This window comes from Nocardiopsis sp. EMB25 (genome assembly GCF_026797795.1).
Classification (GTDB): Bacteria; Actinomycetota; Actinomycetes; order Streptosporangiales; family Streptosporangiaceae; genus Nocardiopsis; species Nocardiopsis lucentensis.
The window spans coordinates 3907480-3932594 of the sequence record NZ_JAMTDN010000001.1 but is presented as its reverse complement, the minus strand read 5'-3'; the positions used below and the strand labels follow the sequence as shown (position 1 = coordinate 3932594).

The following is a 25115-nucleotide window of genomic DNA, read 5'->3' as shown; positions in this document are numbered from 1 at the left end:
GGCCTGGGGGACGAAAAGGGCCGGGACATCTATGGGGGGCAACAGGAGGTGCGCATGAGCGAGGTGATCCCGCTGGCGCACGGCTCGGACGAGGATCTGGGCTGGCAGGAACGTGCCCTGTGCGCGCAGACCGACCCGGAGGCGTTCTTCCCCGAGAAGGGCGGCTCGACCCGCGAGGCGAAGAAGGTCTGCCAGTCGTGCGAGGTACGTGCGGAGTGCCTGGAATACGCGCTGGAGCACGACGAGCGCTTCGGCATCTGGGGGGGACTCTCCGAGCGTGAGCGCCGAAGGCTGAAGAAAGCCGCCGGAGGGGATTTCGATTTCCTGGCGGAGATGCTCTAGGGCACACGCGCGAGGCGCATCCGGACCGCGAGTCCGGGTGCGCCTTTTTCATGTTCCATGCCGTTTGGGACTTTGGTGAGGATTGCGGCACACATCCGTCGAGTCGTGAATGCACTGATACGGTGCCGTCTGGGTGTCCTGGGCGAACAGCCCCACGACGCATCGGGGTGGCGTATCGTGATGACCCGCGCCCACCGTGCCGGACCGACCACGTCGGGCCAACCGTGCCGAACCGGACCCCGGGCGAGGCCGACGGGCGCCTGGCGCCTCCACGCGCCCGAAGGTCGGGGCACCGCCCCACCACCCGTCCCCGGGGCCCACCCCTCTCCCGGAAGAGAACACACCACAGCCGTGCTTGACCACGATCCCGCCAGACACGTCGTCACCGCGGTCATCGTCTCCCACGACGGCGCGCGTTGGCTGCCGGAGACCCTCGCGGCCGTTCGCGGCCAGTCCCGGCCCGTCCAGCGCGTCGTGGCCGCCGACACCGGCAGCGCCGACGGCAGCGCCGACCTCCTCGCCGAGTACCTGCCCGACGACGCGGTCCTCGCTCTTCCGGCGACCACCGGATACGGCGACTCCGTCCGCCGCGCCCTCGACCTGCCGCGCTCCACCACCCCCGTCAAGGGCGTCGCCGACGACGCCGTCGAGTGGATCTGGCTCATCCACGATGACCTCACCCCCGAGCGCGACGCCCTCGAACGGCTGCTGGTCGCCGCCGACCAGGACCCGCGCGCCGCCGTACTCGGCCCCAAACTCCGCGACTGGTTCGACCGCCGCCGCCTGGTCGAGGTGGGCGCCACCATCGACGGCGCGGGCCGCCGCGAGACCGGCCTCGAGCAGCGGGAGTTCGATCACGGCCAGCACGACGGCACTCGTCAGGTCCTCGCGGTGTCCAGCGCGGGCATGCTCGTCCGGCGCGACGTGTGGGACCGGCTCGGCGGGTTCGACCCCGCGCTCCCCCTGTTCCGCGACGACATCGACTTCTGCTGGCGCGTGGGCGGCGCCGGGCTCCGCGCGGTCCTGGTCACGGACGCGGTGGCCTACCACGCCGAGGCCTCGGCCCGCCGACGCCGTCGGATCACCGCCACCCGCAACCACCCGCGCCGTGTCGACCGCAGGCACGCCGTGTTCGTGCTCCTGGCCAACCTGCCCGCCGGCGGCATGGTGGCCGCGCTCGTGCGCAACTCCCTGGCCTCCCTGCTGCGCGTGATGATGTACCTGCTGATCAAGCAGCCCGGCAACGCCCTGGACGAGGCCGCGGCCATCACGCTCGTGTACCTGCGCCCGCTCCGCCTGGCCCGGGCGCGCTTCCGGCGCCGCCGCGACCGCCGCCGCACCTACAGCGCGATCCGCCCCTTCCTGGCCCGGGGGGTGGCCCTGCGCCAGTTCGCGGACGCCGTCACCGGCGTCCTGTCCGGAGAGCCCGTCCTCAACACACCCGGACGCCACCAGGCGGTCACCGCCCCGCCGAGCCCCGACGACGAGGAGGCGGCGCTCGCCGACCAGACCAGCTTCCTGCGCCGCGTCATCCTCCGGCCGGGCACGCTGCTGCTCCTGGGGCTGGCCGTCGTGGCGCTCATCGCTGAGCGCTCCCTGCTCTTCGGTGACCTCCTCGCGGGCGGCGCGCTGCCACCGGTCGCGGGCACGGCGGGCGACCTGTGGTCCCTCTACCTGACCGGATGGCCCGACCACGGGCTCGGCTCGAACACCCCGGTCCCGCCCTACGTCGGCCTGCTCGCCCTGCTGTCCACGCTCACCCTGGGCCAGCCCTGGGTCGCCGTCTCCGTGATCCTCCTCGGCTGCGTCCCGCTGGCGGGGCTCACGGCGTTCCTGCTCGCCCGCGAGGTCGTGGAACCGCGTCCGGTACGCCTGTGGGCCGCCGCCGTCTACGCGTTGCTGCCCGTGGCGACCGGAGCGATCGCCCAGGGGCGCTTGGGCACGGCTCTGGTCCACATCCTGCTTCCGGTCATGGGACTGCTGGCGGTCCGACTGGTGTCGCTGCCCCCCAGACCGTCCCGTCGCGCCGCCTGGGGGCTCGGCCTGGTCCTGGCCGCGGCCACCGCGTTCGTTCCGATGGTGTGGGTGCTGTCGCTGGTCACCGGGGTCCTGGTCGCGGCGGCCTTCGGGTACCTGGGGCGGCGGCTGTACGTGAGCGTCGCGCTGAGCCTGGCCGTACCCGTCGTGCTGCTGCTCCCGTGGTCGCTCGAACTCCTCCGCCACCCCACGCTGTGGCTCCTGGAGGCGGGGTTGCACCCGCCGACGGAAGCGGCCACCGCCGGGGAACTGCTCCTGTTCTCCCCCGCCGGGTCCGGCACCCCGCCGATGTGGGTCACCGCGGGTTTCGCGGCCGCGGCCCTGTGCTCGCTCCTGCTGCTGCGCGACCGGATGGTCGTCGCGGCGGGCTGGTCACTGGCCCTGTTCGGGCTGCTCGTGGCCGTGGCGACCAGCCGACTGGTGATCGAGCCGCACTCCGGCGGACCCCCCTCCCCGATCTGGCCCGGCGCGGCCCTGTCCTTCGCCGCCCTCGCCGTCCTGCTGTCGGCCGCGACCGCCGGGCGGTCGCTCGGCCCCATGATCCGCCTGGGCGGGCTCCGGCGCGTGTTCGCGGTGGCCGTGGCGGTTCTCGCGCTGGCCACGCCGCTCTCCGCCGCGGCGCTGTGGATGTGGACGGGCGTGGACGGGCCGCTCACCAGCCGCGCGGACATGGTGGTGTCCCGCGCGCTGGAGGTCGTCGACCAGGATGGGACACGACCCCGCACCCTGGTCGTCACACCGGGGGAGGACGGCGTCGACTACACCGTCCTGCGCGGAGAGGCGCCCAGGATCGGGCAGGAGGGTGTGGTCCCCACCGAGGAGGCGAGGGAGTTCATGGACCGGGCGGTCGCCGAGCTCGTCGGCGGTCAGGGTGGGGAACACCTGCACTACCTGACCGATTACGGGGTCCAGTACGTGCTCTACCCGCGCCCGGAGATCGGCGACGCCCACGACGCCTCGATGGTCACCACCCTGGACGGCACACCCGGTCTGCTCCGTGTGTCGCTGTCCGACCGCTACGGCCTCTGGCGCGTGGGAGAGCCCACCGGGGCCCTGCGCGTCGTCGCCGAGGACGGCGAGACCCGGGCGCTGGACGTCGACGCCGACCTCCCCGCGGGTGACTCCGGGCGGCGGCTCCTCCTGGCCGAGTCCGCCGACCACGGATGGCGGGCCACGCACGACGGGACCGACCTCGTCCCGGTCGGGACCGAGAACGGTCTCCAGGCGTGGGAGCTGCCCCCAGGCGGCGGTGAGCTGCGCGTGTGGTACTCCGACCCCGTCCACACCGCGTGGCTGGTCACCCAGGGCACGCTGCTGCTGGTGGCGGCCGTCCTGGCGGCGCCCGGTGCCCGGACCGAGGAGGAGACGCGGTTGATCGAGTCCGCCGCCGCACCACGGCCGCGACGACCACGTCGGACGGGGCGCCGCTCCCGCAGGGGCGGACGCCGACGCGCCGGTCGGGTCACGGCCGTCCAGAGGGAGGGTTAGATGCGGCTGATCGTGGAGAACCGGTTCGCGCTGTTCGGCGTGGTCGCCCTGGCGCTGGCCGCGTTGTTCGGTGGCACGCTCGTGCCCGTGAGCGACCCGCTCGGAGCCACCCAACCCGGCACGGTTCGCCCCGACCTCACCGCGAGGGTGTGCCCGGCGCCCCACGAGGGGGCCCAGAGCACCGTCGCCGCCTACGCCCCGAGGGTGGGCCGCGACGACGCGGGCAGGCTGTGGGCCGACGTCGGCGAGGACCTCACCGAGCCCGGCAACGTCTGGCTGGCCGAGACCGAGGGGGTCGACGGCCCCACCGTCCTGCGCGCCGAGGGCAGCCTCGCCTCCGGGCTCGACGCGGCGCAGACCACGGTGACCGGGGCCGGGATGACCGAGGTCCGCTGCGCCCAGCCCTCGACGAGCACCTGGTTCGCCCTGCCCGGCGGCAGCGGGAACGCCGGAGTCGGCAGCGACGGGCGGGGGCACGTGATCGACGAGGACGACGAGGGCGACCCGGTGGAGACCGAGACGCTCACCGTCCACCTGGCCAACCCCTCCAGGACCGCGGCGACCGCCAGCGTGGACGTGTACACGACGGACGGCCTGTCCTTCTCGGACGAGAGCCGGGGGATCTCCGTGCCGGCCGGGGAGTCCATCGAGTTCGAACTGACCGAACTGATCCAGCAGTCCGCCTCACTCGGCGTCCACGTGCGCACCAGCACCGGCCGCGTGGCGGCGTCCCTGCTCTCGGAACACTCCTCCGGCGCCGTCTCCTGGGTTCCCCCCACCCGGGGGCCCGCCGAACGGCACGTGATCCCCGGACTGCCCGAGGGCGAGGGCACGCGACGGCTTTTCGTCACCTCTCCGGGGGGCGACCTCGCCGAGGCCCGGGTGCGCGTCCTTCCGGTCGACGGCGACGAGGAGGAGCTGATCCTCGACGTCCCGCCCTCCGGCTCCGCCTGGGTCACCCTGGAGGCGGCACTGGCCGGGCGTTCCGGCACGGTCGTCGTGGAGGCCGACGTGCCCGTGGTGGCGGGAGCCCTCGCCGAGGACGACGACACCGCCTACCCGGCCGCGGTGGACCCGCTCTCCCATCCCCTGGACACCACCGCGGTCCTGCCGTTCGTCCCCGACGGCGTGGACGCGGAGCTGGTCGTGACCGCTCTCGAAGGGGACGCGCACCTGGTGGTGACGCCGGTGGGCGCCGACGGGACCCAGGGCGACGCCTCCCGCGTCGACCTGGCCGCCGGGGCCACGCTCGTATCCGGAGCCGAGTGGGATCTGCCGTCGGACGAGGGGAACACGGTCCGGCTGGAGCTGTTGGAGGGCTCCGGACCGGTGCACGCGGCGCGGATCCTCAGCACCGAGGACGGGTGGAGCGTCCTCCCGGTGCCCCCGGCGCCGGTGGAGGTGCGGCTGCCGATCGCGCGCGGATCGATGGTGGGCGTCGTGCCGTAGCCGTGTCTGCCTTGGGCCTCCGCTTCGCTTCGGCCCGGGTTCGGGCGCCCCGGAGACAGGGGTTCTTCATCCTCGGCCGCGCCTGTCGCTCGTTCCTCGCTCGCGGCTTGCCTCGTCTTGCAGAACCCTGTCGGCGCCCGAACTGTGTCTGCCTTGGGCCTCCGCTGCGCTTCGGCCCGCCCGTCGCCCTCCACCACCCTCAACGGACGGCCTTCGGCCGCGGAACCTCCCTCTTCGTCGCCCGCCACCGCCCGGGGGCCGCTTCGCGGTGGGGCGGGCACCCTCAACCGACGCCTCCGGCGCGGCACTCACCCGGTTCGGGCGCCCCGGGGCTCACGCCTCGGGGTCGACGGACTCCGGTTCCACGCCCAGCAGGTTGGCGACCTCCTCGACGACCGCCTCGTGGACCAGCAGGGCCATCTCCTCCGGATCCTTGGTCCGGATCTCCACGGGACGGCGGTAGACCACGATGCGGGCTCTGCCGTCCGGATCGTTCTCCAGGCGGGAGAAGGGGATCGACTCCACCAGAGGGTCACGGGGCGCGATCGGGGGGACGTCCTCGACGAGGAAGTCCACGTTCGCCAGTTCACGCGCCCACAGGCGCTCCAGGCGTTCGACGGCGTCCAACACAAGGTCGTCGAAGGCCTGCGCTCGGCTGCGGTAAACCGGCAGGTCGGAGGGCACGAGAGGACCGCGGATGCCTCGGCCGCGGCGGTCCCGGCGCCGCACTCGGTCTGGTTGGCCACTGGAAAGGCGCACTCGTCGCACACTTCGAGACTAAGCCATCAACCGCCCCGCGCGTAGCCCCGATTCCCCGGAACACGGCCGCGCGGGGCACGCGGGGACGGCCGTCGTGGGACGATGCTGGCGTGTCCCTCGGTAAAGGCATACAGTCAAACGCTGTGAGCCATGTTCGACGCTGCTCCCGTACCGCGTGCAGGCAGCCCGCCGTCTTCACGCTCACGTACGTGTACGCCGACTCCACCGCCGTGCTGGGCCCTCTCGCCGCCTACGTGGAACCGCACTGCTACGACCTGTGCGCCGTCCACGCCGACCGGCTGACGGCCCCCCGCGGCTGGGAGGTCGTGCGGCTTCCGGTCGAGACGTCGGGCGGCGGACCCGGCAGCGACGACCTGGAGGCCCTCGCGGACGCCGTACGTGAGGCGGCGCGCCCGCCCTCGCCCGCGGTCCCCACGGATGACGCCGTCGGCGAGGGAGCCGAGACCCTGCGCCGCGGCCACCTACGCGTGGTCCGGTCCGACCCGGGCCGAGGCGACCACGAGCCCCGCGACCGGGGCTGAGCCCACCGGGGCGGTGCCGGAGCGGCGGGGCCCCTACCACCGTCACCCTCCGTCCAAGCTCCCTTCACCCCCGGGTGTCGCCGGCCGTCCGCGGCCCCTTGCTACGTTTGTACGGCGCGGACCCCAGGGCCCTGCGCGACACCGAACCAGGAGCAGGACCGACCGGCCGGAGAAGACGTGGTTGACCTCCGAAGCATCTTCAAGGCATACGACGTACGCGGTGTGATTCCGGACACCTTCAATGCCGATATCGCACGGGCGATCGGCGCCGCCTTCGCCCGCGTGGTCGGTGGCCCGGCCGTCGTGGTCGCGCACGACATGCGCCCCTCCTCACCCGACCTGGCCACGGCCTTCGCCGACGGCGTCACCTCCCAGGGCATCGACGTCGTGTTCGCCGGGCTCGGCTCGACCGACCTCCTCTACTACGGCTCCGGCCACCTCGACCTGCCCGGCGCCATGTTCACCGCCAGTCACAACCCGGCCGAGTACAACGGCATCAAGATGTGCCGGGCCGGGGCGGCGCCGATCAGCGGCGAGACCGGTCTCGACGAGATCCGCCGGCTGGCCGAGGCCGGGGTCCCGGAAAACGCCGGGCCGAAGGGCGCCGTCACCGAGCGTGACCTGCTGCCGGGATACGCCGCCTACCTGCGCGACCTGGTCGACCTGTCCGGCATCCGACCGCTGAAGGTGGTCGTCGACGCGGGCAACGGCATGGGCGGGTACACGGTCCCGGCGGTCCTGGAACAGGGGCTGCCGCTGGAGGTCGTGCCCCTGTACTTCGAGTTGGACGGCACCTTCCCCAACCACCCCGCCAACCCGCTGGACCCCGCCAACCTGGTCGATCTCCAGGCCAGGGTGCGTGAGACCGGCGCCGACATCGGCCTGGCCTTCGACGGCGACGCCGACCGCTGCTTCGTGGTCGACGAGCGCGGCGAACCCGTCCCGCCGTCGGCGGTCACCGCCCTGGTCGCCGCCCAGGAACTGCGGCGCGAACCGGGCGCCACGATCATCCACAACCTCATCACCTCCACCGCCGTGCCCGAGATCGTCCGCGAGCGAGGCGGCGTCCCCGTCCGCACCCGAGTCGGCCACTCCTTCATCAAGGCCACCATGGCCGAGACCGGCGCGATCTTCGGCGGCGAGCACTCCGCCCACTACTACTTCCGGGACTTCTGGCGGGCCGACACGGGTATGCTCGCGGCGATGCACGTCCTGCGGGTCCTGGGCTCGGACGACCGTCCGCTCTCCCGGATCACCGAGGAGTACTCGCGCTACGCGGCGTCCGGGGAGGTCAACTCCACGGTGGCCGACGCGCCCTCCCGGATGGCGGCGGTCCGCGCGGCCTTCGACGTCAGGGACGGCGTCACCGTCGACGAACTCGACGGCCTGACCGTCCACCTGCCGGACGGATCATGGTTCAACCTGCGCGCCTCCAACACCGAACCGCTCCTGCGGCTCAACGTGGAGGCGTCCGACGAGGAAACCGTGGCGAAGCTGCGCGACGAGGTCCTGAGCATCGTCCGAGCCTGACCAGGCATTCTGGTGGGGAGAGTCCGCGCCGGGCACAGGCAGTCCGCACGGCGCGGACGTGCCCACGGCGCCGAGGCGCCACAGGCACACCCACGAGCACACGAGGAACGAGAACATGAGCACGAAGATCGACGGGTGGCTGCTGGACATCCTGGCCTGCCCGCAGAGCCAGGCCCCGCTCCGCCACGACCCCGAGACCGACGAACTGGTCTGCGACGAGAGCGGTCTGGCCTACCCGATCCGGGACGGCATCCCGGTGCTGCTCGTCGACGAGGCGCGAAAAATCGATTGAGGTCGGATGGAACGTTCTGGCCACTTCGGTAGTCCAAACGGCTACGGCGTGAGGTGAGAGGCGCAGTTCGGGCGTGATCGTCCGAGGCGCGGTCCCGCCGTTCGCCCCGTACCCTGTTGGTGCGCGCCCCGCACGAAAGCCCTGGAGGACACTGATGCCCGGTCCCGAACCGCTACAGCCGAGCGACCCCGCAGCGTTCGGCGCGTACCGAGTGACCGGTCGCCTGGGCAAGGGCGGGCAGGGCGTGGTCTACCTCGCTGAGGACACCGAAGGCGACCAGGTCGCGGTCAAGGTCCTCAACGACCAGTGGTCGGGAGACGGCGAGCTGCGCAGGAGGTTCGCCAAGGAGGTCCGGGCCGCGCAGAAGGTCGCGTCGTTCTGCACGGCCGCGATCCTCGACGCCCAGCTCGACGAGGACCCGCCCTACGTGGTCAGCGAGTTCGTGCAGGGCAAGGACCTCCAGGACACCGTGGCCAAGGGCGCACCGCTGCGGGGCTCCAAGCTTCAGAGGCTCGCCGTCTCCACGGCCACCGCCCTGGTGGCCATCCACCGGGCGGGCATCGTCCACCGCGACTTCAAGCCGGGCAACGTGCTGCTGGGACAGGACGGCCCGCGGGTGATCGACTTCGGCATCGCGCGCATGGACGACGGCACGGCCACCATGACCAACTCGATCGTGGGGACGCCCTCCTACATGGCGCCCGAGCAGATCGAGGGGCGCGGGGTCACCGACAAGTGCGACATCTTCGCCTGGGGCTGCGTGATCGCCTTCGCCTCCACCGGACACGCCCCGTTCGGCGCGGACACCGTTCCGGCGGTCGTGCACCGTGTGGTCAGTGCGCCGCCCGAACTGGACGGGATGGACGAGGCGCTGCGGCCGATCGTCGAGTCCTGCCTGGACAAGAACCCCGACCGGCGCCCCAGCGCGCAGACCCTGCTCATGCGCCTGCTGGGCCATGAAGGGGACGAGGGCGCCCACTCCACCGACGACGCGCTCCAGCGGGGCGAACAGGTCGCCCAGGCCGGGGGTGCGTTCACCGGCGGGCAGGTCCCGCCGATGGGTCACCAGGCGCCGCCGCCCTCGGGGCCCCAGCAGGGCTTCGGGGGCTACCCGCCGCACGTGTCCGACCCGCGCATGGGCCAGAACCCGGGTACATCGAACCCGCGCCCCATGGGCCAGCCCATGAGCAACACCCCGCCGCCCTTCGGGGTCCACCCCGGTTCCACGAACCCTCGGCCGGGGATGCCCGGGGCCTACCCGCCGCACCAGCAGCGGCCGATGCCGCCCGGGGGCGCTCCGATGGCGGCGGGCGGCAACCCGAACCAGACCTACGCCCGCCCCGGCGCGCGCCAGCCGATGCCGCGCCCGGTGGAACAGGACTCGGTGCTTCAGCAGAGCTGGGTGATCCCGGCCGTGCTCATCACCATCGTGATCCTGATCCTCGTCCTGGTACTGCTGGCGGTCAGTCAGTAGGCGGTGTTCGTCGTGGTCCCGCCGTTTCGCCCCGGACCGTCTTCGGGCGCCCACGCGGCCGGGGATTCTCGTCCTCCCCGCACGCCCCGACCACCCTCAACGGACGTCTCCGGTCGCGGTCAGACCTGGGTGAGCGCGTTCATCGCCCGGGAAACCGCCTCATCCACCAGGTCGCGGACCTGCGGCCAGCGATCGTCGACGCAGTCGGTCGGCATCACGGTGACGCTGTCCGCCCCGGAGATGTCCAGCGCGTCGCGTACCCCGTCCGGAGTGGTGAGCCGCGCGTCGGCGGTCACGGCCAGGACGCCGGTGTGGGGGCGGCCGACCTCCTGCACGACCACGAACAGCGTCAGCGACGCTTCGCCGACCACCAGGTCCAGAGCCGTCCACCAGTGCGCGGCACCGGGTGTGAGGACCGTCCGGGAGGCGGGTACGGGGGCCGTGTCCGAGGACTCCTCCCGGGTGTCGTCGAACCCGCCCGAGCGCACCACCGTCCGGGCCTCCGGGTCCAGGGCCTGGAGAATGAGGCCCAGTGACGCCCGACGCGATCGCACGTACTCCTGGATCCGCCGACACGTCACCGACGCCAGCGGGGGGATGTGCACCCGCGGGGGCGGAACGCTCGCGGGCGCCCAGCACAGCTCGTCGCGCAGGGTCCCGGTGACCAGGCGCGCGAAGTAGTGGACCAGCGCGGCGAGCCGATCGCCGGGCTCCCGGCCGTCGGACGGCGGCGGGGAGGCGCCCGGGCCCGGCGGCAGGGGCGGGTAGTCGGAACGCTGGAGTACCAGGGACGCGAGGATCCACGGCAGAGCCCACGGCGGGTCCTCGCCGGTTCCCGCGGTGGTCGGCGCCGCGGCCCCGGCGCCGCTGTCGGATCCGTCCTGCGCGCAGTCGAGTCCGCGCAGGACCGCGACACACTCGGCGAAGGTGTACGCGGCTCGGACCACGGGATGGGCGGGCAGGGCGGCGGCGTCGGCCAGTCGGCGGGCCTCCTCGTCCTTGAGGGGGCGGGCGGGGGAGCGGGAGGCGCAGTCGGTCGGCAGGTCGGCGGCGCGTCGGGCCAGCTCCCGTACGTAGTCGACGGAGACCGCCTGTCCGGACATCCCCTCCTCGGAGGTGGACACCACCAGGTCCTCCAGGGCCGGTGCTCCGCCCAGGTCCAGAACGCGGCGTCGGATCAGGGCGCGACGCGCGGCCGCACGCGCGTCCCGGGGCTGGCCTTGGCGGTGCCGGGCCCAGATCGACCGGAGGCGATCCACGTCGGTGAGCTCGTCGCGCACATGGCCGGGGAGGCGGTTCAGGGCCACGCCGCTGCTAAGGGTATCCACGTGTGGATCCGTAGCCCGCGGACTCGGTCCCAAAACCTGTCGGGAGGCCGGTCGTGTGGCCGTGACCGGCCGCGCACACGTGTCAACCCACGGTGGCCGTGAGCGTCGTCGGTTCAGGGGCGGCGGTGGTGGAGCAGCCGCATCGCCTTCTCCTTCTCGAAGTCCATCGCCCGTGCCGGGGCGGCGGTGAGCCTGCCGAGCCGCTCCCCGTGCTGTCGTACCCGCGCCAGGACCTCGGGTTCGGCCAACACGCGCAGCGCGAACGCCAGGGCTGCGGGCGGGATGTCGAACTCGCGCTCCATCTCCAGGCCGACCGCGATCGTGCGCAGGTCCTCCTCGGTGAACCGGCGGTGGCGATGGCCACGCCCGGTGGGCCGCTCCTGTGTGCGGGGAAGCAGCCCCAGGCCCTCGCGGTAGCGCAGCATGCGCGCGGTCGTGCCCACCTGGTCGGCGGCGGTCGAGATCGGCACGGGCCCGCCCGGGGTGGAGAGCCGGTCGGATACGGGCGAGGCGTCGTCGAGGGCGGCCATGGACGCGAGCCTAACCCACTTTCCACGCGAGTCGAAGCGAATCTGACAAACGATTGTCATAATTACTCCATGCGCGCGTGAGGGTGCCTAGAATCAGGGGCGCCACCACGATCACGAGTGAGGAACGCATGGCTTTCGACTTCAAGGTCGCCGATCTTTCCCTGGCCGAGTTCGGCCGTGACGAGATCCGGCTCGCCGAGCACGAGATGCCCGGCCTCATGGCCACTCGCGCGGAGTACGGCGACAGCAAGCCCCTGCGGGGCGCCCGGATCATGGGCTCCCTGCACATGACCGTGCAGACCGCCGTGCTCATCGAGACCCTGGTCGCCCTGGGCGCCGAGGTGCGCTGGGTCAGCTGCAACATCTTCTCCACCCAGGACCACGCGGCGGCCGCCGTGGTCGTGGGCCCCGACGGCACCGTCGACGACCCCAGGGGCGTCCCGGTGTTCGCCTGGAAGGGCGAGACGCTGGAGGAGTACTGGTGGTGCACCGAGCAGGCGCTGACCTGGCCGGGCGCCGAGGGTCCCAACATGATCCTCGACGACGGCGGTGACGCCACCATGCTCGTCCACAAGGGCGTCGACTACGAGCGCGCCGGCGCCGTTCCCGACCCGGACACCGCCGACAGCGAGGAGTTCGGCGTCGTCCTGCGCCTCCTGCGGGAGAGCCTGGCCAAGGACTCGCAGAAGTGGACGAAGATCTCCGCGGGCATCAAGGGCGTCACCGAGGAGACCACGACCGGCGTGCACCGTCTCTACGAGATGCAGCGCGACGGCAGCCTCGCCTTCCCCGCGATCAACGTCAACGACTCGGTCACCAAGAGCAAGTTCGACAACAAGTACGGCATTCGCCACTCGCTGCCCGACGGCATCATGCGCGCCACCGACGTCCTCATCGGCGGCAAGGTGGCCGTCGTGTGCGGCTACGGCGATGTCGGCAAGGGGTCCGCCGAGGCCCTGCGCGGCCAGGGCGCCCGCGTCATCGTGACCGAGATCGACCCGATCAACGCCCTCCAGGCCGCCATGGACGGTTTCCAGGTCAGCACCCTGGACGACGTCCTGGAGACCGGTGACATCTTCATCACCACCACCGGCAACTTCAACGTGATCATGGCCGACCAGATCACCCGCATGAAGCACCAGGCGATCATCGGCAACGTCGGGCACTTCGACAACGAGATCGACATGGCCGGGCTGGCCAAGGTCCCCGGGGTCTCGAAGAAGGAGATCAAGCCACAGGTCCACGAGTGGACCTTCAGCGACGGTACGTCCGTCCTCGTGCTCTCCGAGGGGCGTCTGCTCAACCTGGGCAACGCCACCGGGCACCCGAGCTTCGTGATGTCCAACAGCTTCACCAACCAGGTCATCGCGCAGATCGAGCTGTTCACCAAGCAGGACGAGTACCCGACCAACGTGTACACGCTGCCGAAGATCCTCGACGAGAAGGTCGCGCGTCTGCACCTGGACGCTCTGGGCGTCAAGCTGACCACGCTCACCAAGGAGCAGGCCGCCTACATCGGTGTGGACGTCGAGGGCCCCTACAAGCCCGAGCACTACCGGTACTAGTGGTGCGCGCCGGGCCGGGGGCGGTGCTCCCCGGCCCCGGCCCACGAGAGAGTGACGCAGTGAGCACTATCCCCTCGCACGAGGTGGCGGACCTCGGCCTCGCCGCCGCCGGGGTGCGCAGGGTGGACTGGGCGGAACGCTCGATGCCCGTGCTGCGCAGCGTGCGCGAGCGGTTCACCCGGGACCGGCCCCTCGACGGTCTGCGCGTCGCCGCGTGCCTGCACGTGACCGCGGAGACGGCGAACCTGCTGCGCGTGCTGCGCGCGGGCGGCGCCGAGGTCTGGCTGGCCGCCTCCAACCCCCTGTCCACCCAGGACGACACCGCCGCCGCCCTGGTCACCGAGTACGGCGTGGCGGTCCACGCATGGGCGGGGATGGACCAGGAGGCCTACGACCGTAACCTCGTCACGGTCCTGGAGGCGAGGCCCCACCTGCTTCTCGACGACGGCTGCGACCTCGTGAACACGGTGCACGCGGTCCGCCCCGACCTCATGGAGGGGGTGCTGGGCGGCTGCGAGCAGACCACGACCGGGGTGATCCGGCTGCGTCGGATGAGCGCGGCGGGCGAGCTGCGGCTGCCGATGGTCGCGGTCAACGACACCGCCACCAAGCGCATGTTCGACAACCGGTACGGCACGGGACAGTCGACGATAGACGGCATCCTGCGGGCCACGAACGCGATGCTCGCCGGCCGGACCGTCGTCGTGGCCGGGTTCGGCTACTGCGGTCGCGGCCTCGCCGAACGCGCTCGGGGCATGGGCGCCCGCGTGGTGGTCACCGAGGTCGACCCGGTCAAGGCCCTGGACGCGGTCATGCAGGGGTACACGGTCACCACGATGGACGAGGCGGCACCGCTCGGGGACGTGTTCGTCACCGTGACCGGCAACCGGGACGTCGTCCGGGCCGAGCACCTGGAGCGGATGCGCGACGGGGCGATCCTGGCCAACTCGGGCCACTTCGACCTGGAGATCGATCTGGTGGCGTTGGACCGGATGGCGGTCGAGGTGAACCACGGGGTGCGTGAGCAGGCGGACGAGTACGTGTTCGGTGACGGCCGCCGCGTGCTGCTGCTCGCCGAGGGCCGACTGGTCAACCTGGGGGCGGCGGAGGGGCACCCGGCCGCCGTCATGGACATGTCCTTCGCCGTGCAGGCGCTGACCACGGAGTGGCTGGCGCGCAACCACGCGGACCTGGAACCCGGCGTGGCGGAGGTGCCGGAGGAGACCGACACCGAGGTGGCCAGGCTCGAACTGGCGGAGCTGGGGGTCGGTATCGACACGCTCACCCCGGACCAGGACGCCTATCTGCGCTCCTGGCGCCCCTGACCGGGTCAGCCGGTCGCGCGGGGGCCGGTGGCTCCGTCACGCCACGCGGCCTCCTCGTGTCTGCGGCGGCGTTCGGCGAGCACCGCGGCCAGGAAGTGCGGCGGGGCGGTTCCCGGCGGCGGAGGTGGGCTGATCTGCGCGGACACCGCGTCGGCCAGGCGGACACCCATCTCGTGTCGGGTGTGCTCGGCCAACTCCCCGTAGCGCAGGACGTACTGGCGGGCGGAGGCCGCGGTCTCCGGCGAGAGCCGGGACAACTCGGCGTTCGCGGCCCAGGCGGCCAGGTGCGGGGGCATCGGGATGAACTCCTGGTGGCGGCGCCCGGTGCGCTCCTCGACGACCATCGTCCCCGCGAGGAAGTCGCCCACGCGTCGGCCGTCGCGGTTGACCATCGACGTGAACAGGGCGATGACGCCGGTCGTCAGCCAGATCTCCAGGAACCCGGTCAGCGCGCGGGCCAGGGCCTGGCGGAACCGGACGGGGGAGCCGTCGGTGCCGACCACGCGCAGCCCCATCGCCAGCTTGCCGAGGGAGCGGCCGCGGGAGACGGTCTCGAAGGCCGCCGGGTAGCCGACGATGATGAGGACGAGCGCGGCGGTGAAGAACGCCGTCGTGGCGGCGGGGTCGACGCCCGTGCTGATCCAGGTCGCGGCCACGGCCAGGACGGCCAGGAGGAAGAGCTGGAGGACGATGTCCAGCGCGAGTGCCGCGGCGCGGGTCGCGAAGCCCGCCGGGCGCAGGTCGAGCACCACCGCGTCGCCCGTGACCAGCGGAGTCGTGACGGACACGTCCTCGCGGGCCTCGCCGCCGGGATGGGACACCTCACACGCTCCCTCGAAGTGCGAACCTTGTCCTCCGACACTACCGTCACCCGCGCCGGTGGGCTCCGGCGGCCGGGGAACGGAACGGACGGAACGACCGAGTAGGGTCTCACACGTGGATATCGACGTGTTCGCGGCGGCGCACGCCAAGGAGTGGGAGCGCCTGGAACGCCTGGTGGGCAGGCGCCGACAGCTGTCCGGCGAGGAGATCGACGAGCTGGTCGACCTCTACCAGAAGGTCTCCACGCACCTGTCGGTGGTGCGCTCCTCCGGGCAGGACCCGGTGCTGGTGGGACGGCTGTCGGCACTGGTGGCCCGCGCGCGCTCGGCGGTGACCGGCTCGCACGCCTCCGCCTGGCGGGACGTGGCCGGGTTCTTCACCCGCGTGTTCCCCGCCGTGCTGTACCGGCTGCGGTGGTGGTGGATCGCGGTGACCGCGGGAACGGTGCTGGTGTCCACGGTGATGGCCGCGTGGCTGGTGAACACGCCGGAGGCGCTGTACGCGATCGGTTCGCCGGAGGACATGGCGAGGTACGTCGAGCACGACTTCGCCAACTACTACGTGGAGAACCCGTCCGGGTCGTTCGCCGCGCGGGTGTGGACGAACAACGCGTGGGTCGCGGCGCAGGCGGTCATCGGCGGGGTGTTCCTGGGGTTGTGGACCCTGTACGTGCTGGTGGTCAACGCGGTGGGGGTGGGCCAGGTCGCGGCGATGATGATCGCCAACGACCGGGCGGACGTGTTCTTCGGGCTGATCCTGCCGCACGGGCTGCTGGAGCTGACGGCGGTGTTCGTGGCGGGCGGCGTGGGCCTCAAGCTCGGGTGGACGATCATCGCGCCGGGCCACCGGACTCGGCTGCGGGCGCTGGGCGAGGAGGGGCGGGCGGCCGTCGCGGTGGTGCTGGGACTCGTGGCGGTGCTGTTCGTCTCCGGGCTCATCGAGGGCTTCGTGACCGGGTGGGTGGAGACCGTGTGGCTGCGGGTCGGCATCGGCGTGCTCGCCGAGGCGCTCTTCCTGGCCTACGTGTACACGCTGGGGAAGTGGGCGCACGACAAGGGCGAGACCGGGGATCTGGAGAACGCCCCGCAGGCCGTGCCGGTGGCCTGACTCGGCGGAAAACCCGGCGCTCGGGGGTTCGCTCTGGCAGCATCGGCCGCATGGACGAACAGACCCCCCGTTGGTTCAAGAGTTCCTACAGCGCCGCCGTGACCTGTTGTGTGGAGGTCGCACTTACGCGGATCGGTGTCCGGGTCAGGGACTCCGAGCACCCGGAAGGTCGTGATGTCGGCATCGCGACTGCGGAGTGGGTGGCCCTGGTGTGCGCGGTTCGCGGAAGCGAACCCAGGCATCACGGGGCCTCGGGTCGGCGGGCGACGGCCCTCTCCGCCTCGGCGATGGATCGCTCGACCATGGCCACCTGTGGGTGATCCTGACTCAGTTGTGCGTTCCAGACGCGCAGGACCTCGGTGAACCAGGTGAGTGCGTTCTCGGCGTCACCCATCTCCAGGCGTGCCAGCGCCACGTAGTAGGCGGCGTCAGCGGTCATGTGGTGGTCGGGGCCCAGGTCACGCTTCCGGGTCGTGTGGACGTGCCGGAACTCGGGCTCCGCCGCGGCGGGGTCCCCCCGACGCATGGTCACGTACGCCATGTTCTGCGCGGCGAGGAGGGCCAGTGGGTCCTCCTCATCAGAGGTCCGGGCCCGCTTCTCCCGCACGGAACCCAGGATCTCCGTGGCCTCGTCCCAGCGTTCCCTTCTGAGCGCTGTCAGGCCGAGCTGGTAGAGGCTGTCCAGAGTGTCCGGATGCTCGCCGCCGAACACCCGCGCGCGGTCCGCGTGCACGGCGCGGAAGGCCTCCTCCGCGTCATCCAACCGGTCCTGGTACAGCCGGGACTCCGCCAGGAAGTGCCTGGCGGACATCACCGTCGCATCGTGCGCACCGAACGACTTCGTGCCCGCGTCGACACACCCGATCAGTACCTCCTCCGCCTCTGACGTGCTCCCGAGCCGGAGGAGGGTTCTGGCGACCGACACCAGTGTGCGGAGCGCCTGAAGATGGACCTGTTCGATGGCCCCGATGAGCTTCAAAGCGCTGTTCCCGATGCTGCGTTTGTCCTGCGAATGGAGCCGGATGCGCGACATCGTGATCATGAACAGAGCCGCGGACTCCATGTCCAGGTCACGATCGCGCTGCCACTCCAACAGGTGTTCCGCCTCGTCCAACAGCGGGACATCGTCCTCGGTCAGCGCCGTGCGTACTGTCTCGGAGACAAGCGGATGAAGACGGAGTGACGTTTCGTTCTGGTGCGTGGTGACGCTGACCAGCCCGTGGACGACGAGGGCGTTGACCGCCCGGGCCGTCGCGGCCTCGTCCATGCCGTCGAACGGCCCCTCCCGCAGTTCGGAGATGGGGAGTCGGCGAAGTGGGATGTCCTTTCCTTCGGGCCCCAGGACAGCGAGCAGACGCAGCAGCGGGGCCGCGTACGCGTCCCTTTCCGCGACCAGTCGCAGTGACAGTTCCCAGACACCGGACAGCAGTTTCCTGTCCGCGTCGGTCCCCACCACGAAGGGCGCGGCGAGATCGTCAAGGGACTCGATGCCCGAGGCCAGGCGATCCAACAGGGCGTTCGAGTCGGGGAACAGCACCCGGTGCGTGGCCAGGATGCGTCCGGCGAGGTGAAGAGCAAGCGGCACGCCGCCCAGGCGTTCGGCCAACACGTCGGCTCCGGGAAGGCTGGGAAGTCCCGCGTGGTCGGCGAGCGCCCTGGTGGCGGAGCGGGCGTCCAGCTCACCCACGCGGTGCACCTCGGCCGGGGCCCACAGCGCGGGATCGTCGATCCGGCTCGTCACGAGGACGAAGCCGCCCGGACTGGCGCGCATCCACCCCAACTGGTCACCGACGCGGTTGTCGGGATCCAGCTCCTCCGGCCGGTCCGCGTTGTCGATGACCAACAGCCACGGCCGGGGCGCCTCATCCAGGTGGCGCCACACCCACCGTGCCGCCTGGTGCCGGGTGCCTCGGAGACGCTCGGCCTCCTCGCGGGAACCGCCCACCTCGACGGCGGCCTCCAGCATGCTGGCCGTGACGCTGCCGGGCCGGATCCAGAAGACCGTCCACCCGTCGGAACGCGCCCGCTCGGCGAGCGCGGCGGCCACGGTGGTCTTCCCGAAACCCCCGGGACCCGTGAGGACGTGGGGGACGGCGGCACCCGCCCGCATCGCGTCGCCGAGTACGGTCAACAGGTCGTCACGACCGCGTACGGCGGTCGCCAGGCGCGGCGGGTCCAGGGACACGTCCGACGCCGGAGCCGCCGGAACGGACGAGACGTTGATCGTCACGTCGCCATGGATGTCCTTGGCCTGCACCAGTTGGCCGGACACGGTCCCGTGGGCGGAGTTCTCGTGCGCGTCGGGGGGAGGAGCCATGCCCCCCATAGTGCCCGCGACGTCACCCGGGGCGGGAGCCGACTCGATTCACCTCAGGGCTCTTCGACCCACCAACGTCGTACGACCTTTGGTATTGCCATGCTTGTATGGCGATGATCGGTTCTCGTCGACCAGATGCGTGCGGTCGACCGCCAGCTTCGACCGGGCGACTCCGCCGGGCGCCTGGAGCCGGATGAACTGGACGAACGGGACCACGCCCGCCGTCTCATCCTGGGCCTCCGGTAGGTGTCACAACCGCCCCTGGGCCTTGAGGTTGATGTAGGCGTCCGCGAGCGCCGGGGCGATGTGCTCCGGGTCGGCGTCGACCACCTCCACGCCCATCCGGCGCAGCTCCGCCGTGACCCGCCGCCGCTCGCCCAGCGTCCGCTCCGCCGCGGCCGCCCGGTACAGCGCGTCCGCGCTGCCGCGTTCGGCCGCCATCGCGCCCACGGCCGGATCCGTGACCGCCGCGACCATCACCAGGTGGCGCGACGTCAACGCGCCCAGCTTCGGCAGCAGTCCCTCCTCCAGGGCCGCCGCGTTCAGGTCCGTCAGCAGCACCACCAGCCGCCGCGTCCTTCCCTGCGTCCCCAGGACGGTCGACACCATCCCCGCCGGGTCCGACTCCAGCAGCTCCGCCTCCAGCGGCGCCATGGCCTCCACGATCCGCCCCACCTGGCTGCCCTTGCCCGACGACCGCACCTGTGCGCGGACCCTCCGGTCGTAGGCCAGGAAGTCCACCCGGTCGCCGGCCTTGCCCGCCAGCGCCGCCAGCAACAGCGCCGCGTCCATCGAGTGGTCCAGGCGCGGGGTGTCACCGACCCTTCCCGCGGACGTCCGCCCGGTGTCGAGCACGATGAGGATGCGCCGGTCCCGTTCGGGCCGCCACGTGCGCACCACCACCCCGTCGCCCCGCGCGGTCGCCCGCCAGTCGATCGACCGCACGTCGTCGCCGGGGACGTAGTCGCGCAGGGAGTCGAACTCGCTTCCCTGGCCGCGCACCATCGCGGTGTGCTGGCCCTCCAGCTCCCTCAGTCGCGACAGCTTCCCCGGCAGGTGGCGGCGGCTGTGGAACGGCGGCAGCGTCCGCACCGTCCACTCCGCCGACAGCGTCCGCTGGCGGCCCGCCAGTCCCATCGGACCGATGCTGCGCACGGTCACCCCGGCCGCGCGGGCGTCGCCGCGTCGGGTCGGGGTCAGCGTGGTCGTCAGACGTCGTCGCTCACCCGCGTCCACCCGCACCGGCATGGTCCGCGGACCCGCGTTCGCGCTCGGCGGCCAGGCGTCGCGCACCCTCCCGCGCAATCCGCGCCGGGTCGGGTTGGTCAGCGTCAGGTACACCGTCGCCGAGTCACCCAACCGCAGAGTCGTGTCCCCCTCCCGGGACAGGCGCATCGCCTTCGGGCTCGCCGCCAGGGCCACGTCCGCCACGAGGAGCGCGATCAGCACGCCCAGCGCGATCGCGGTCACCCAGGCGCCCATGACCCCCGAGATCGCCACCGCGGCCACCGTGAGGGCCGCGAGGACGACCGCCCGTCCGGTGACCGCCATCAGCGCGGCACCGGGACGGAGGCGAGCACACCGTCCAGGATCCCGTCGGTCGTCGCGCCCTCCAGCTCGGCTTCCGGGCGCAGCGAGATCCGGTGTCGCAGAGTGCCCTTGGCCAGCGCCTTCACGTCGTCCGGGGTCACGTAGTCGCGTCCCGTCAGCCATGCCCACGCGCGGCTGGTCCGCAGCAGCGCCGTCGCCCCGCGCGGGGACGCCCCGAGCTGGAGCGAGGGCGACTGGCGGGTCGCCCGGCACAGGTCCACGATGTAACCCAGAACCTCGGGCGCCACCCGGACCCGTTCCACCGCCAACCGGGCGGCGCGCAGCTCGGCGGCCCCGGCGACCGGAGTCACCCCGGCGGCGGTCAGGTCGCCCGGATCGAAACCGGCCGCGTGGCGGCCCAGCATCTCGACCTCGGCCGCGCGCTCTGGCAGCGGGATCGTCACCTTCAACAGGAACCGGTCCAGCTGGGCCTCGGGCAGCGGGTAGGTGCCCTCGTACTCCACCGGGTTCTGCGTCGCGGCGACCATGAACGGCTCCGGCAGCGCCACCGGGTCGCCCTCGACCGTCACCTGCCGTTCCTCCATCGCCTCCAGCAGCGACGCCTGCGTCTTGGGCGGGGTCCGGTTGATCTCGTCGGCCAGCAGCAGGTTGGTGAAGACCGGGCCCCTCATGAACTCGAACTTGGCCGTGTGCTGGTCGTAGACGAGCGAACCCGTCACGTCCCCCGGCATCAGGTCCGGGGTGAACTGCACCCGCTTGTGGTCCAGGGACAGGGCGGCCGACACGGTGCGCACCAGCAGTGTCTTGGCCACGCCCGGCACACCCTCCATCAGGACGTGGCCCCGGCACAGCAGGGCCACGACCAGAGCGGTCACCGTCTCGTCCTGGCCCACGACCGCCTTGCCGACCTCCCGGCGCAGGGCGGTCAGGGCCGCTCTCGCCTCGTCGGCGGAGGGCAGTGCCTCGGATGTGAAGGCGCTCACGCCGTCTACCTCTCTCGATTCCTCGATGGTCTGTCGCGGGGCCCGTTCTGCCCGGGTCACCGCAGCTTCCGGGTGCGTTCGTCCAGTTCGTCGGCGAGCCGGACCAACGACGGGTCATCGGCGGTGAACGGGTCGGGCCGATCGCCGTAGACCACGGCGCGCAGTCGTGCGGGGTCGTCGCCGGTCCGTGCGGCCACGGCCGCCACGACGGCCTCCGGGGAGGCGTCCGGGTCGAGCCCGAGCTTGGGCACCGCCCGCTCCCGGAACCCCCGACGCAGCGCGTCGGCCGCGCGACCCCGTGCACGGCGGGACTGGTACAGCCCGGCGCGGCCCTCGGTGGTCTCCGCGGCACGCACGACGACCGGCAGCGCTTCGGGCACGAGCGCGCCCATCCGGCGTCCGCGCCACACGGCGAGCAGCCCCAGCGCCACGACCAGCGGCACCACCGACCACCGCACCCCCGACGGGAGCAGTTCCCACAGGCTGGAGTCGCCGCCCACCCGGGGGGTGTCCGGTCGCAGCCACACGACCTCGTCCGCGGCCAACAGGTTGAGCGCCAGAGCCGCGTTCCCGTGACCGGCGAGCGCCCCGTTGGTCAGGGGCAGGCCCGTGCCCAGCACCGTGGTCGTCGTCCCGTCCTCGGTCACCTGGAGCAGCGCGTCGCCCGCCGCCGACGGGTAGCAGCCCACGGCCTCGGTGCTCCGGGGGGCGGTGTACAGCTCGCCGCCGACACCGGCCTCGCCCGCCGCGACGGCGCCGGGCAGGTCGCATGCCGGGGCCAGCGCCGCACCGTCGTCGATCCGGCCCGTGACGTCCACCCCCGGAGCGAACTCCGACAGTGCGGACAGCGACGGCTGGACCAACACGGTGTCCACGTCCAGGCCCGCGAGCCGGTCCAGCTCCTCGGGCAGCAGCCGGTGGTCCAGCGAGACCAGTAGGACGACGTCGTCACCGGCACCGGACACGGCGTCCGCCGCGTCGGCCGAGGAACGCGCGATCCGGACCTCGCCGTCCTCCCCCAGAAGACGTACCAGGGCCCGCGTCCCGTCGGGGGAGACGCTCCCCGGTTCCAGGTACCCCTCGGGGAACCGCTCGGCGCCGAGCGAGAGCAGGACCGCGACGACGACGAACGTGGTGAGGAGGATGAGCGGTGTGCGGACCGAGCGCCACAGCCGGGCGATCCCGCCGCCGCCCGGTTCGGCGGACTCCGGGCGGGGGGCCGGGGGCGTGGGGGGCGCGGTCCGGGCGGGGGCGGTCACCGGGCCTCCTCCCCGGCCTGGGCGGGACGGGCCGACTCCAGTCGCGCGTCCAGCTCGCGCAGGACCCGGGCGGCGTCGGCGGTGGCGGGGCGGTCGCCGTAGGCCACGTCGTTGAAGATCCGCGCCCCCTCGGCCAGGCCGTCCGACTCGCCAGACAGGACCGCCGAGGCCTCCGCGGCCAACTCGGTGGCGGTCCGTCCGACGCGGGGCGTGATCACGGCCCGGTCCTCCAGCGCGACGCTGATGGCGCGCATCCGCTCGGTCACCGCGGCGGCGAACTCACCGGCGGCCTCGTGCCGCTCGGCGGCGGCCCGGTGATCGGCGACGGACAGCGGAGCCTCCTCGTGGACGGCGGCGCCGCGCCGGCGGCTCGCCGACGGCCGCAGGTAGATGATCAGCCACACGAGCAGACCGGCGAGAAGGATCAGCAGGGGGCCGAGCACGACCCAGCCGCCGATGACGCCCGAGCCCGCCGCGGCCGCCCCGCCCAGGAGGTCGAGGATCCACTCCTGGATCCGGTCGAGGAGCGTGGGCGCCCGCTCTCCGTACAGCGGGTCGGACAGCTCCTCGACCGCGCGCCGACGCCCCTCCTCCCGGGTCACCTCCGCCGGGACCACGGCACTCACCCGCGCCACTCCGGCAGGTAGACCTCAGGGCCGACCTGGTGTCCCGCGCGTGCGGCCTCGTGCAGACGCAGGTCCAGGCCCTCGCGCCGCATCCGCAGGTCGATGTAGAGCAGGGTGGCCACGCCCACGACGAACGGGGTGGTGAACGCGTTGATCAGGACCTCGCCGACGTAGATGAGCGCGCCCGAGGCGACCGGCATCCACGCCTCGACCGGGAAGAGGAACACGAGCGCCAGGGAGCCCATGGTGAACGGGGTGGTGAGAAGGCCGCCGATCAGGCCGACGAGGAGCATCGTCAGGAGGATGATCCCGAAGACGCGCCACCAGCTGCCCCGGGTCAGGCGCCAGGACCGGGCCAGGGAGGCGAACACGCCGACCCGCTCCAGCACGACGACCGGCATGGCGAAGTGGATGCGGACCACGATCCACAGGAACACGCAGACGCACGCGGCCACGGCGACCAGCGCCAGGACGATCACGGCGATCCCGGCCTCGACGGCCCCGGACACGAGTAGGGCGGCTCCGACGCCCACGCCGACGATGCCCACGAGGGCCGTGGCGAGGGTCAGGCCGAAGTAGATGAGCAACTGGATCAGGGCCAGACCCACGATGGTCCAGAGGCGGTCGCGGATGGCCGCCCACGCCTCACCCGGGGTGAGCCTGCGGCCCAGGACCGCGAGACCCACGACGGCGGTGAGCAGGCCGGTGACCAGGATGTACCCGGCCTGGGAGAGGAGGGCCCCGCCGTAGGTGGTGATGATCGACCACGTGGACACCGGGATGGGTTCCGCGGGGTCGAGGGAGGCCGGGTCGTTGAGCGCCTGGTCGAAGAAGACGCCGTAGTCGCGCATCGTCCCGCCGAAGCCGACGGCGCTGATGACGCTGGTGACCGCGACGACGATCATCGCCAACCCGGCGGTGGTCTTCGGGTTGTTCCGGATCAGGGCGAACGCGCCGTTGAACAGGTCGCCGACGGTCATCGGGCGCAACGGCACGACGCCGGGCTTGGGCGCGGTCGGACGGCCGGGATACCCGTGGCCCTGCGGGCCGTAGCCGGGGGGCGCTCCTTGAGGACCGTAACCGGGTGGTGTTCCCTGCGGGCCGTAGCCGGGCGGCGTCCCCGGCGGCGCGTAACCCGGTGCCGCGGCGGGAGGGCCGTAGCCCGCCGCCGGACCGGGCTGGGCGTCCGGCCAGCCGTACTGGGCGGGCCGGACGGGTTCGGTGTCCCGCCCGGGGGGAGCGGTGGGTCCGGCGACGCCGGGGGACTCCGCGCCACCGGACACGCCGCCCGGGACGCCCGGCGCCGGGCCCTGGCCGGGGGCCGACCAGCCGCCGCCCCCGTCGGGCGTTCCGGATCCCGCGGGCGCTCCGGAACCGGAGGGCCGCTCGCGTTCCGGTCCCTCCGGGGCGGTCCCCGGAGAGTCGCGGTGCTCGTCCTCCTGGCTCATCTGGCCACGCCCTCCGTGAAGTTCGGTTACGCTGCGTGAGCCGAATCCTGTGCGATCCGTGCTCTTCTTCCCAACCTACCGGCCGGTCGCACCGCACTTAGGCGGCCCCGTGGCAGTTCGGAGCCCAACCTAGGCACTTCATTCCTTTTGTATGCTTTCTGTTACCAGCCGGTTCAGAGGTCAGCGTTCCCGGCGCAGCTCAGCCGGGTCGCCGCCGCCGGTGACCGAAACTGGCCCCGAGGGGTCGAAAAACGTCGACCACTCTCCCAACGTTGCCCGAAGGTGGCAAGGTTGGGGGGACGACCGCGGTTCCCCACGTAGGGGGACGTCCTTCCCCGTAC

Annotated in this window: 21 protein-coding genes; 11 read left to right on the top strand and 10 right to left on the bottom strand. The window is 72.4% G+C overall.

Features of this window, described 5'->3' with window-relative positions; translation table 11 throughout:
* Positions 1–54 precede the first annotated feature (54 nt).
* The 3 genes from KIK06_RS16975 to KIK06_RS16965 all read left to right on the top strand — a co-directional run bounded on the left by KIK06_RS16975 (position 55) and on the right by KIK06_RS16965 (position 5316).
* Entirely contained in the window at positions 55–342 is a 288-nt protein-coding gene (locus KIK06_RS16975) for a WhiB family transcriptional regulator (protein ID WP_013154770.1), read from the top strand.
* 351 nt (positions 343–693) lie between these two features.
* On the top strand, positions 694–3867 hold the full coding sequence (locus KIK06_RS16970) for a glycosyltransferase family 2 protein (RefSeq protein WP_268643982.1): 3174 nt from the start codon (positions 694–696) through the stop codon (positions 3865–3867).
* Positions 3868–5316: a DUF5719 family protein gene (locus tag KIK06_RS16965; protein WP_268643981.1), complete on the top strand. Its 1449-nt coding sequence runs from the start codon at positions 3868–3870 to the stop codon at positions 5314–5316.
* A 333-nt stretch (positions 5317–5649) separates the two neighbouring features.
* Here KIK06_RS16965 and KIK06_RS16960 read toward each other — a convergent pair whose 3' ends face one another.
* Complete coding sequence (locus tag KIK06_RS16960) at positions 5650–6045, bottom strand: metallopeptidase family protein (protein WP_017596842.1); 396 nt, start codon at positions 6043–6045, stop codon at positions 5650–5652.
* 173 nt (positions 6046–6218) lie between these two features.
* Between KIK06_RS16960 and KIK06_RS16955 the strand changes: the two genes are divergently transcribed.
* The 4 genes from KIK06_RS16955 to KIK06_RS16940 all read left to right on the top strand — a co-directional run bounded on the left by KIK06_RS16955 (position 6219) and on the right by KIK06_RS16940 (position 9913).
* Positions 6219–6617: a DUF3499 domain-containing protein gene (locus KIK06_RS16955; protein ID WP_268643979.1), complete on the top strand. Its 399-nt coding sequence runs from the start codon at positions 6219–6221 to the stop codon at positions 6615–6617.
* Between the two features lie 177 nt (positions 6618–6794).
* Positions 6795–8147, top strand: a complete 1353-nt coding sequence (locus KIK06_RS16950; protein ID WP_268643978.1) for a phosphomannomutase/phosphoglucomutase — start codon at positions 6795–6797, stop codon at positions 8145–8147.
* A 115-nt stretch (positions 8148–8262) separates the two neighbouring features.
* Positions 8263–8439, top strand: coding sequence for a Trm112 family protein (locus KIK06_RS16945; protein WP_017596839.1), 177 nt, complete (start codon positions 8263–8265; stop codon positions 8437–8439).
* 154 nt (positions 8440–8593) lie between these two features.
* Positions 8594–9913 carry a serine/threonine-protein kinase gene (locus KIK06_RS16940; protein WP_268643975.1) on the top strand — a complete coding sequence of 440 codons (1320 nt, stop codon included), beginning with the start codon at positions 8594–8596 and terminating at the stop codon, positions 9911–9913.
* A gap of 119 nt (positions 9914–10032) precedes the next feature.
* Here the strand turns inward: KIK06_RS16940 and KIK06_RS16935 are convergent, their stop codons facing one another.
* A complete protein-coding gene (locus KIK06_RS16935; RefSeq protein WP_268643974.1) occupies positions 10033–11241 on the bottom strand; it encodes a hypothetical protein in 1209 nt (402 codons plus the stop codon).
* Between the two features lie 113 nt (positions 11242–11354).
* The gene (locus KIK06_RS16930; protein ID WP_017596836.1) at positions 11355–11771 is read right to left on the bottom strand and encodes a MerR family transcriptional regulator; all 417 of its coding nucleotides are present in this window, start codon (positions 11769–11771) and stop codon (positions 11355–11357) included.
* Between the two features lie 128 nt (positions 11772–11899).
* Between KIK06_RS16930 and ahcY (KIK06_RS16925) the strand changes: the two genes are divergently transcribed.
* Entirely contained in the window at positions 11900–13336 is a 1437-nt protein-coding gene (ahcY, locus tag KIK06_RS16925) for an adenosylhomocysteinase (protein WP_268643971.1), read from the top strand.
* A 59-nt stretch (positions 13337–13395) separates the two neighbouring features.
* The gene (gene ahcY, locus KIK06_RS16920; protein WP_268643970.1) at positions 13396–14661 is read left to right on the top strand and encodes an adenosylhomocysteinase; all 1266 of its coding nucleotides are present in this window, start codon (positions 13396–13398) and stop codon (positions 14659–14661) included.
* A 5-nt stretch (positions 14662–14666) separates the two neighbouring features.
* Here ahcY (KIK06_RS16920) and KIK06_RS16915 read toward each other — a convergent pair whose 3' ends face one another.
* Positions 14667–15482, bottom strand: coding sequence for an RDD family protein (locus KIK06_RS16915; protein WP_017596834.1), 816 nt, complete (start codon positions 15480–15482; stop codon positions 14667–14669).
* Between the two features lie 115 nt (positions 15483–15597).
* Between KIK06_RS16915 and KIK06_RS16910 the strand changes: the two genes are divergently transcribed.
* Positions 15598–16590, top strand: coding sequence for a stage II sporulation protein M (locus tag KIK06_RS16910; protein WP_268643969.1), 993 nt, complete (start codon positions 15598–15600; stop codon positions 16588–16590).
* Between the two features lie 50 nt (positions 16591–16640).
* Positions 16641–16910 carry a DUF397 domain-containing protein gene (locus KIK06_RS29395; protein ID WP_442789776.1) on the top strand — a complete coding sequence of 90 codons (270 nt, stop codon included), beginning with the start codon at positions 16641–16643 and terminating at the stop codon, positions 16908–16910.
* Here KIK06_RS29395 and KIK06_RS16905 read toward each other — a convergent pair.
* The 6 genes from KIK06_RS16905 to KIK06_RS16880 all read right to left on the bottom strand — a co-directional run bounded on the left by KIK06_RS16905 (position 16832) and on the right by KIK06_RS16880 (position 24774).
* Entirely contained in the window at positions 16832–18916 is a 2085-nt protein-coding gene (locus tag KIK06_RS16905) for a tetratricopeptide repeat protein (RefSeq protein ID WP_442789775.1), read from the bottom strand. The two genes, KIK06_RS29395 and KIK06_RS16905, sit on opposite strands and share 79 nt — an antisense overlap.
* Before the next feature lie 240 nt (positions 18917–19156).
* The gene (locus KIK06_RS16900; RefSeq protein WP_268643967.1) at positions 19157–20458 is read right to left on the bottom strand and encodes a DUF58 domain-containing protein; all 1302 of its coding nucleotides are present in this window, start codon (positions 20456–20458) and stop codon (positions 19157–19159) included.
* On the bottom strand, positions 20458–21441 hold the full coding sequence (locus KIK06_RS16895) for an AAA family ATPase (protein WP_017596829.1): 984 nt from the start codon (positions 21439–21441) through the stop codon (positions 20458–20460). Before KIK06_RS16895 ends, KIK06_RS16900 begins: the two co-directional genes overlap by 1 nt.
* Before the next feature lie 56 nt (positions 21442–21497).
* Positions 21498–22700 (bottom strand): DUF4350 domain-containing protein, encoded by a 1203-nt coding sequence (locus KIK06_RS16890; RefSeq protein ID WP_017596828.1) that lies wholly within the window; start codon positions 22698–22700, stop codon positions 21498–21500.
* Positions 22697–23326, bottom strand: coding sequence for a DUF4129 domain-containing protein (locus KIK06_RS16885; RefSeq protein ID WP_268643966.1), 630 nt, complete (start codon positions 23324–23326; stop codon positions 22697–22699). The genes KIK06_RS16890 and KIK06_RS16885 overlap by 4 nt, the downstream gene beginning before the upstream one ends.
* Positions 23323–24774 (bottom strand): glycerophosphodiester phosphodiesterase, encoded by a 1452-nt coding sequence (locus KIK06_RS16880; protein WP_268643965.1) that lies wholly within the window; start codon positions 24772–24774, stop codon positions 23323–23325. The genes KIK06_RS16885 and KIK06_RS16880 overlap by 4 nt, the downstream gene beginning before the upstream one ends.
* Between the last annotated feature and the right edge of the window lie 341 nt (positions 24775–25115).

What these genes read in the sequence shown, in the direction of transcription:
- KIK06_RS16975 (WP_013154770.1), top strand. Translation starts at nt 55, where the DNA reads ATGAGCGAGGTGATCCCGCTGGCGCACGGCTCGGACGAGGATCTGGGC.
- KIK06_RS16965 (WP_268643981.1), top strand. Translation starts at nt 3,868, where the DNA reads ATGCGGCTGATCGTGGAGAACCGGTTCGCGCTGTTCGGCGTGGTCGCC.
- KIK06_RS16945 (WP_017596839.1), top strand. Translation starts at nt 8,263, where the DNA reads ATGAGCACGAAGATCGACGGGTGGCTGCTGGACATCCTGGCCTGCCCG.
- KIK06_RS16940 (WP_268643975.1), top strand. Translation starts at nt 8,594, where the DNA reads ATGCCCGGTCCCGAACCGCTACAGCCGAGCGACCCCGCAGCGTTCGGC.
- KIK06_RS16930 (WP_017596836.1), bottom strand. Translation starts at nt 11,771, where the DNA reads ATGGCCGCCCTCGACGACGCCTCGCCCGTATCCGACCGGCTCTCCACC.
- ahcY (WP_268643971.1), top strand. Translation starts at nt 11,900, where the DNA reads ATGGCTTTCGACTTCAAGGTCGCCGATCTTTCCCTGGCCGAGTTCGGC.
- KIK06_RS29395 (WP_442789776.1), top strand. Translation starts at nt 16,641, where the DNA reads ATGGACGAACAGACCCCCCGTTGGTTCAAGAGTTCCTACAGCGCCGCC.
- KIK06_RS16905 (WP_442789775.1), bottom strand. Translation starts at nt 18,916, where the DNA reads ATGGGGGGCATGGCTCCTCCCCCCGACGCGCACGAGAACTCCGCCCAC.
- KIK06_RS16900 (WP_268643967.1), bottom strand. Translation starts at nt 20,458, where the DNA reads ATGGCGGTCACCGGACGGGCGGTCGTCCTCGCGGCCCTCACGGTGGCC.
- KIK06_RS16880 (WP_268643965.1), bottom strand. Translation starts at nt 24,774, where the DNA reads ATGAGCCAGGAGGACGAGCACCGCGACTCTCCGGGGACCGCCCCGGAG.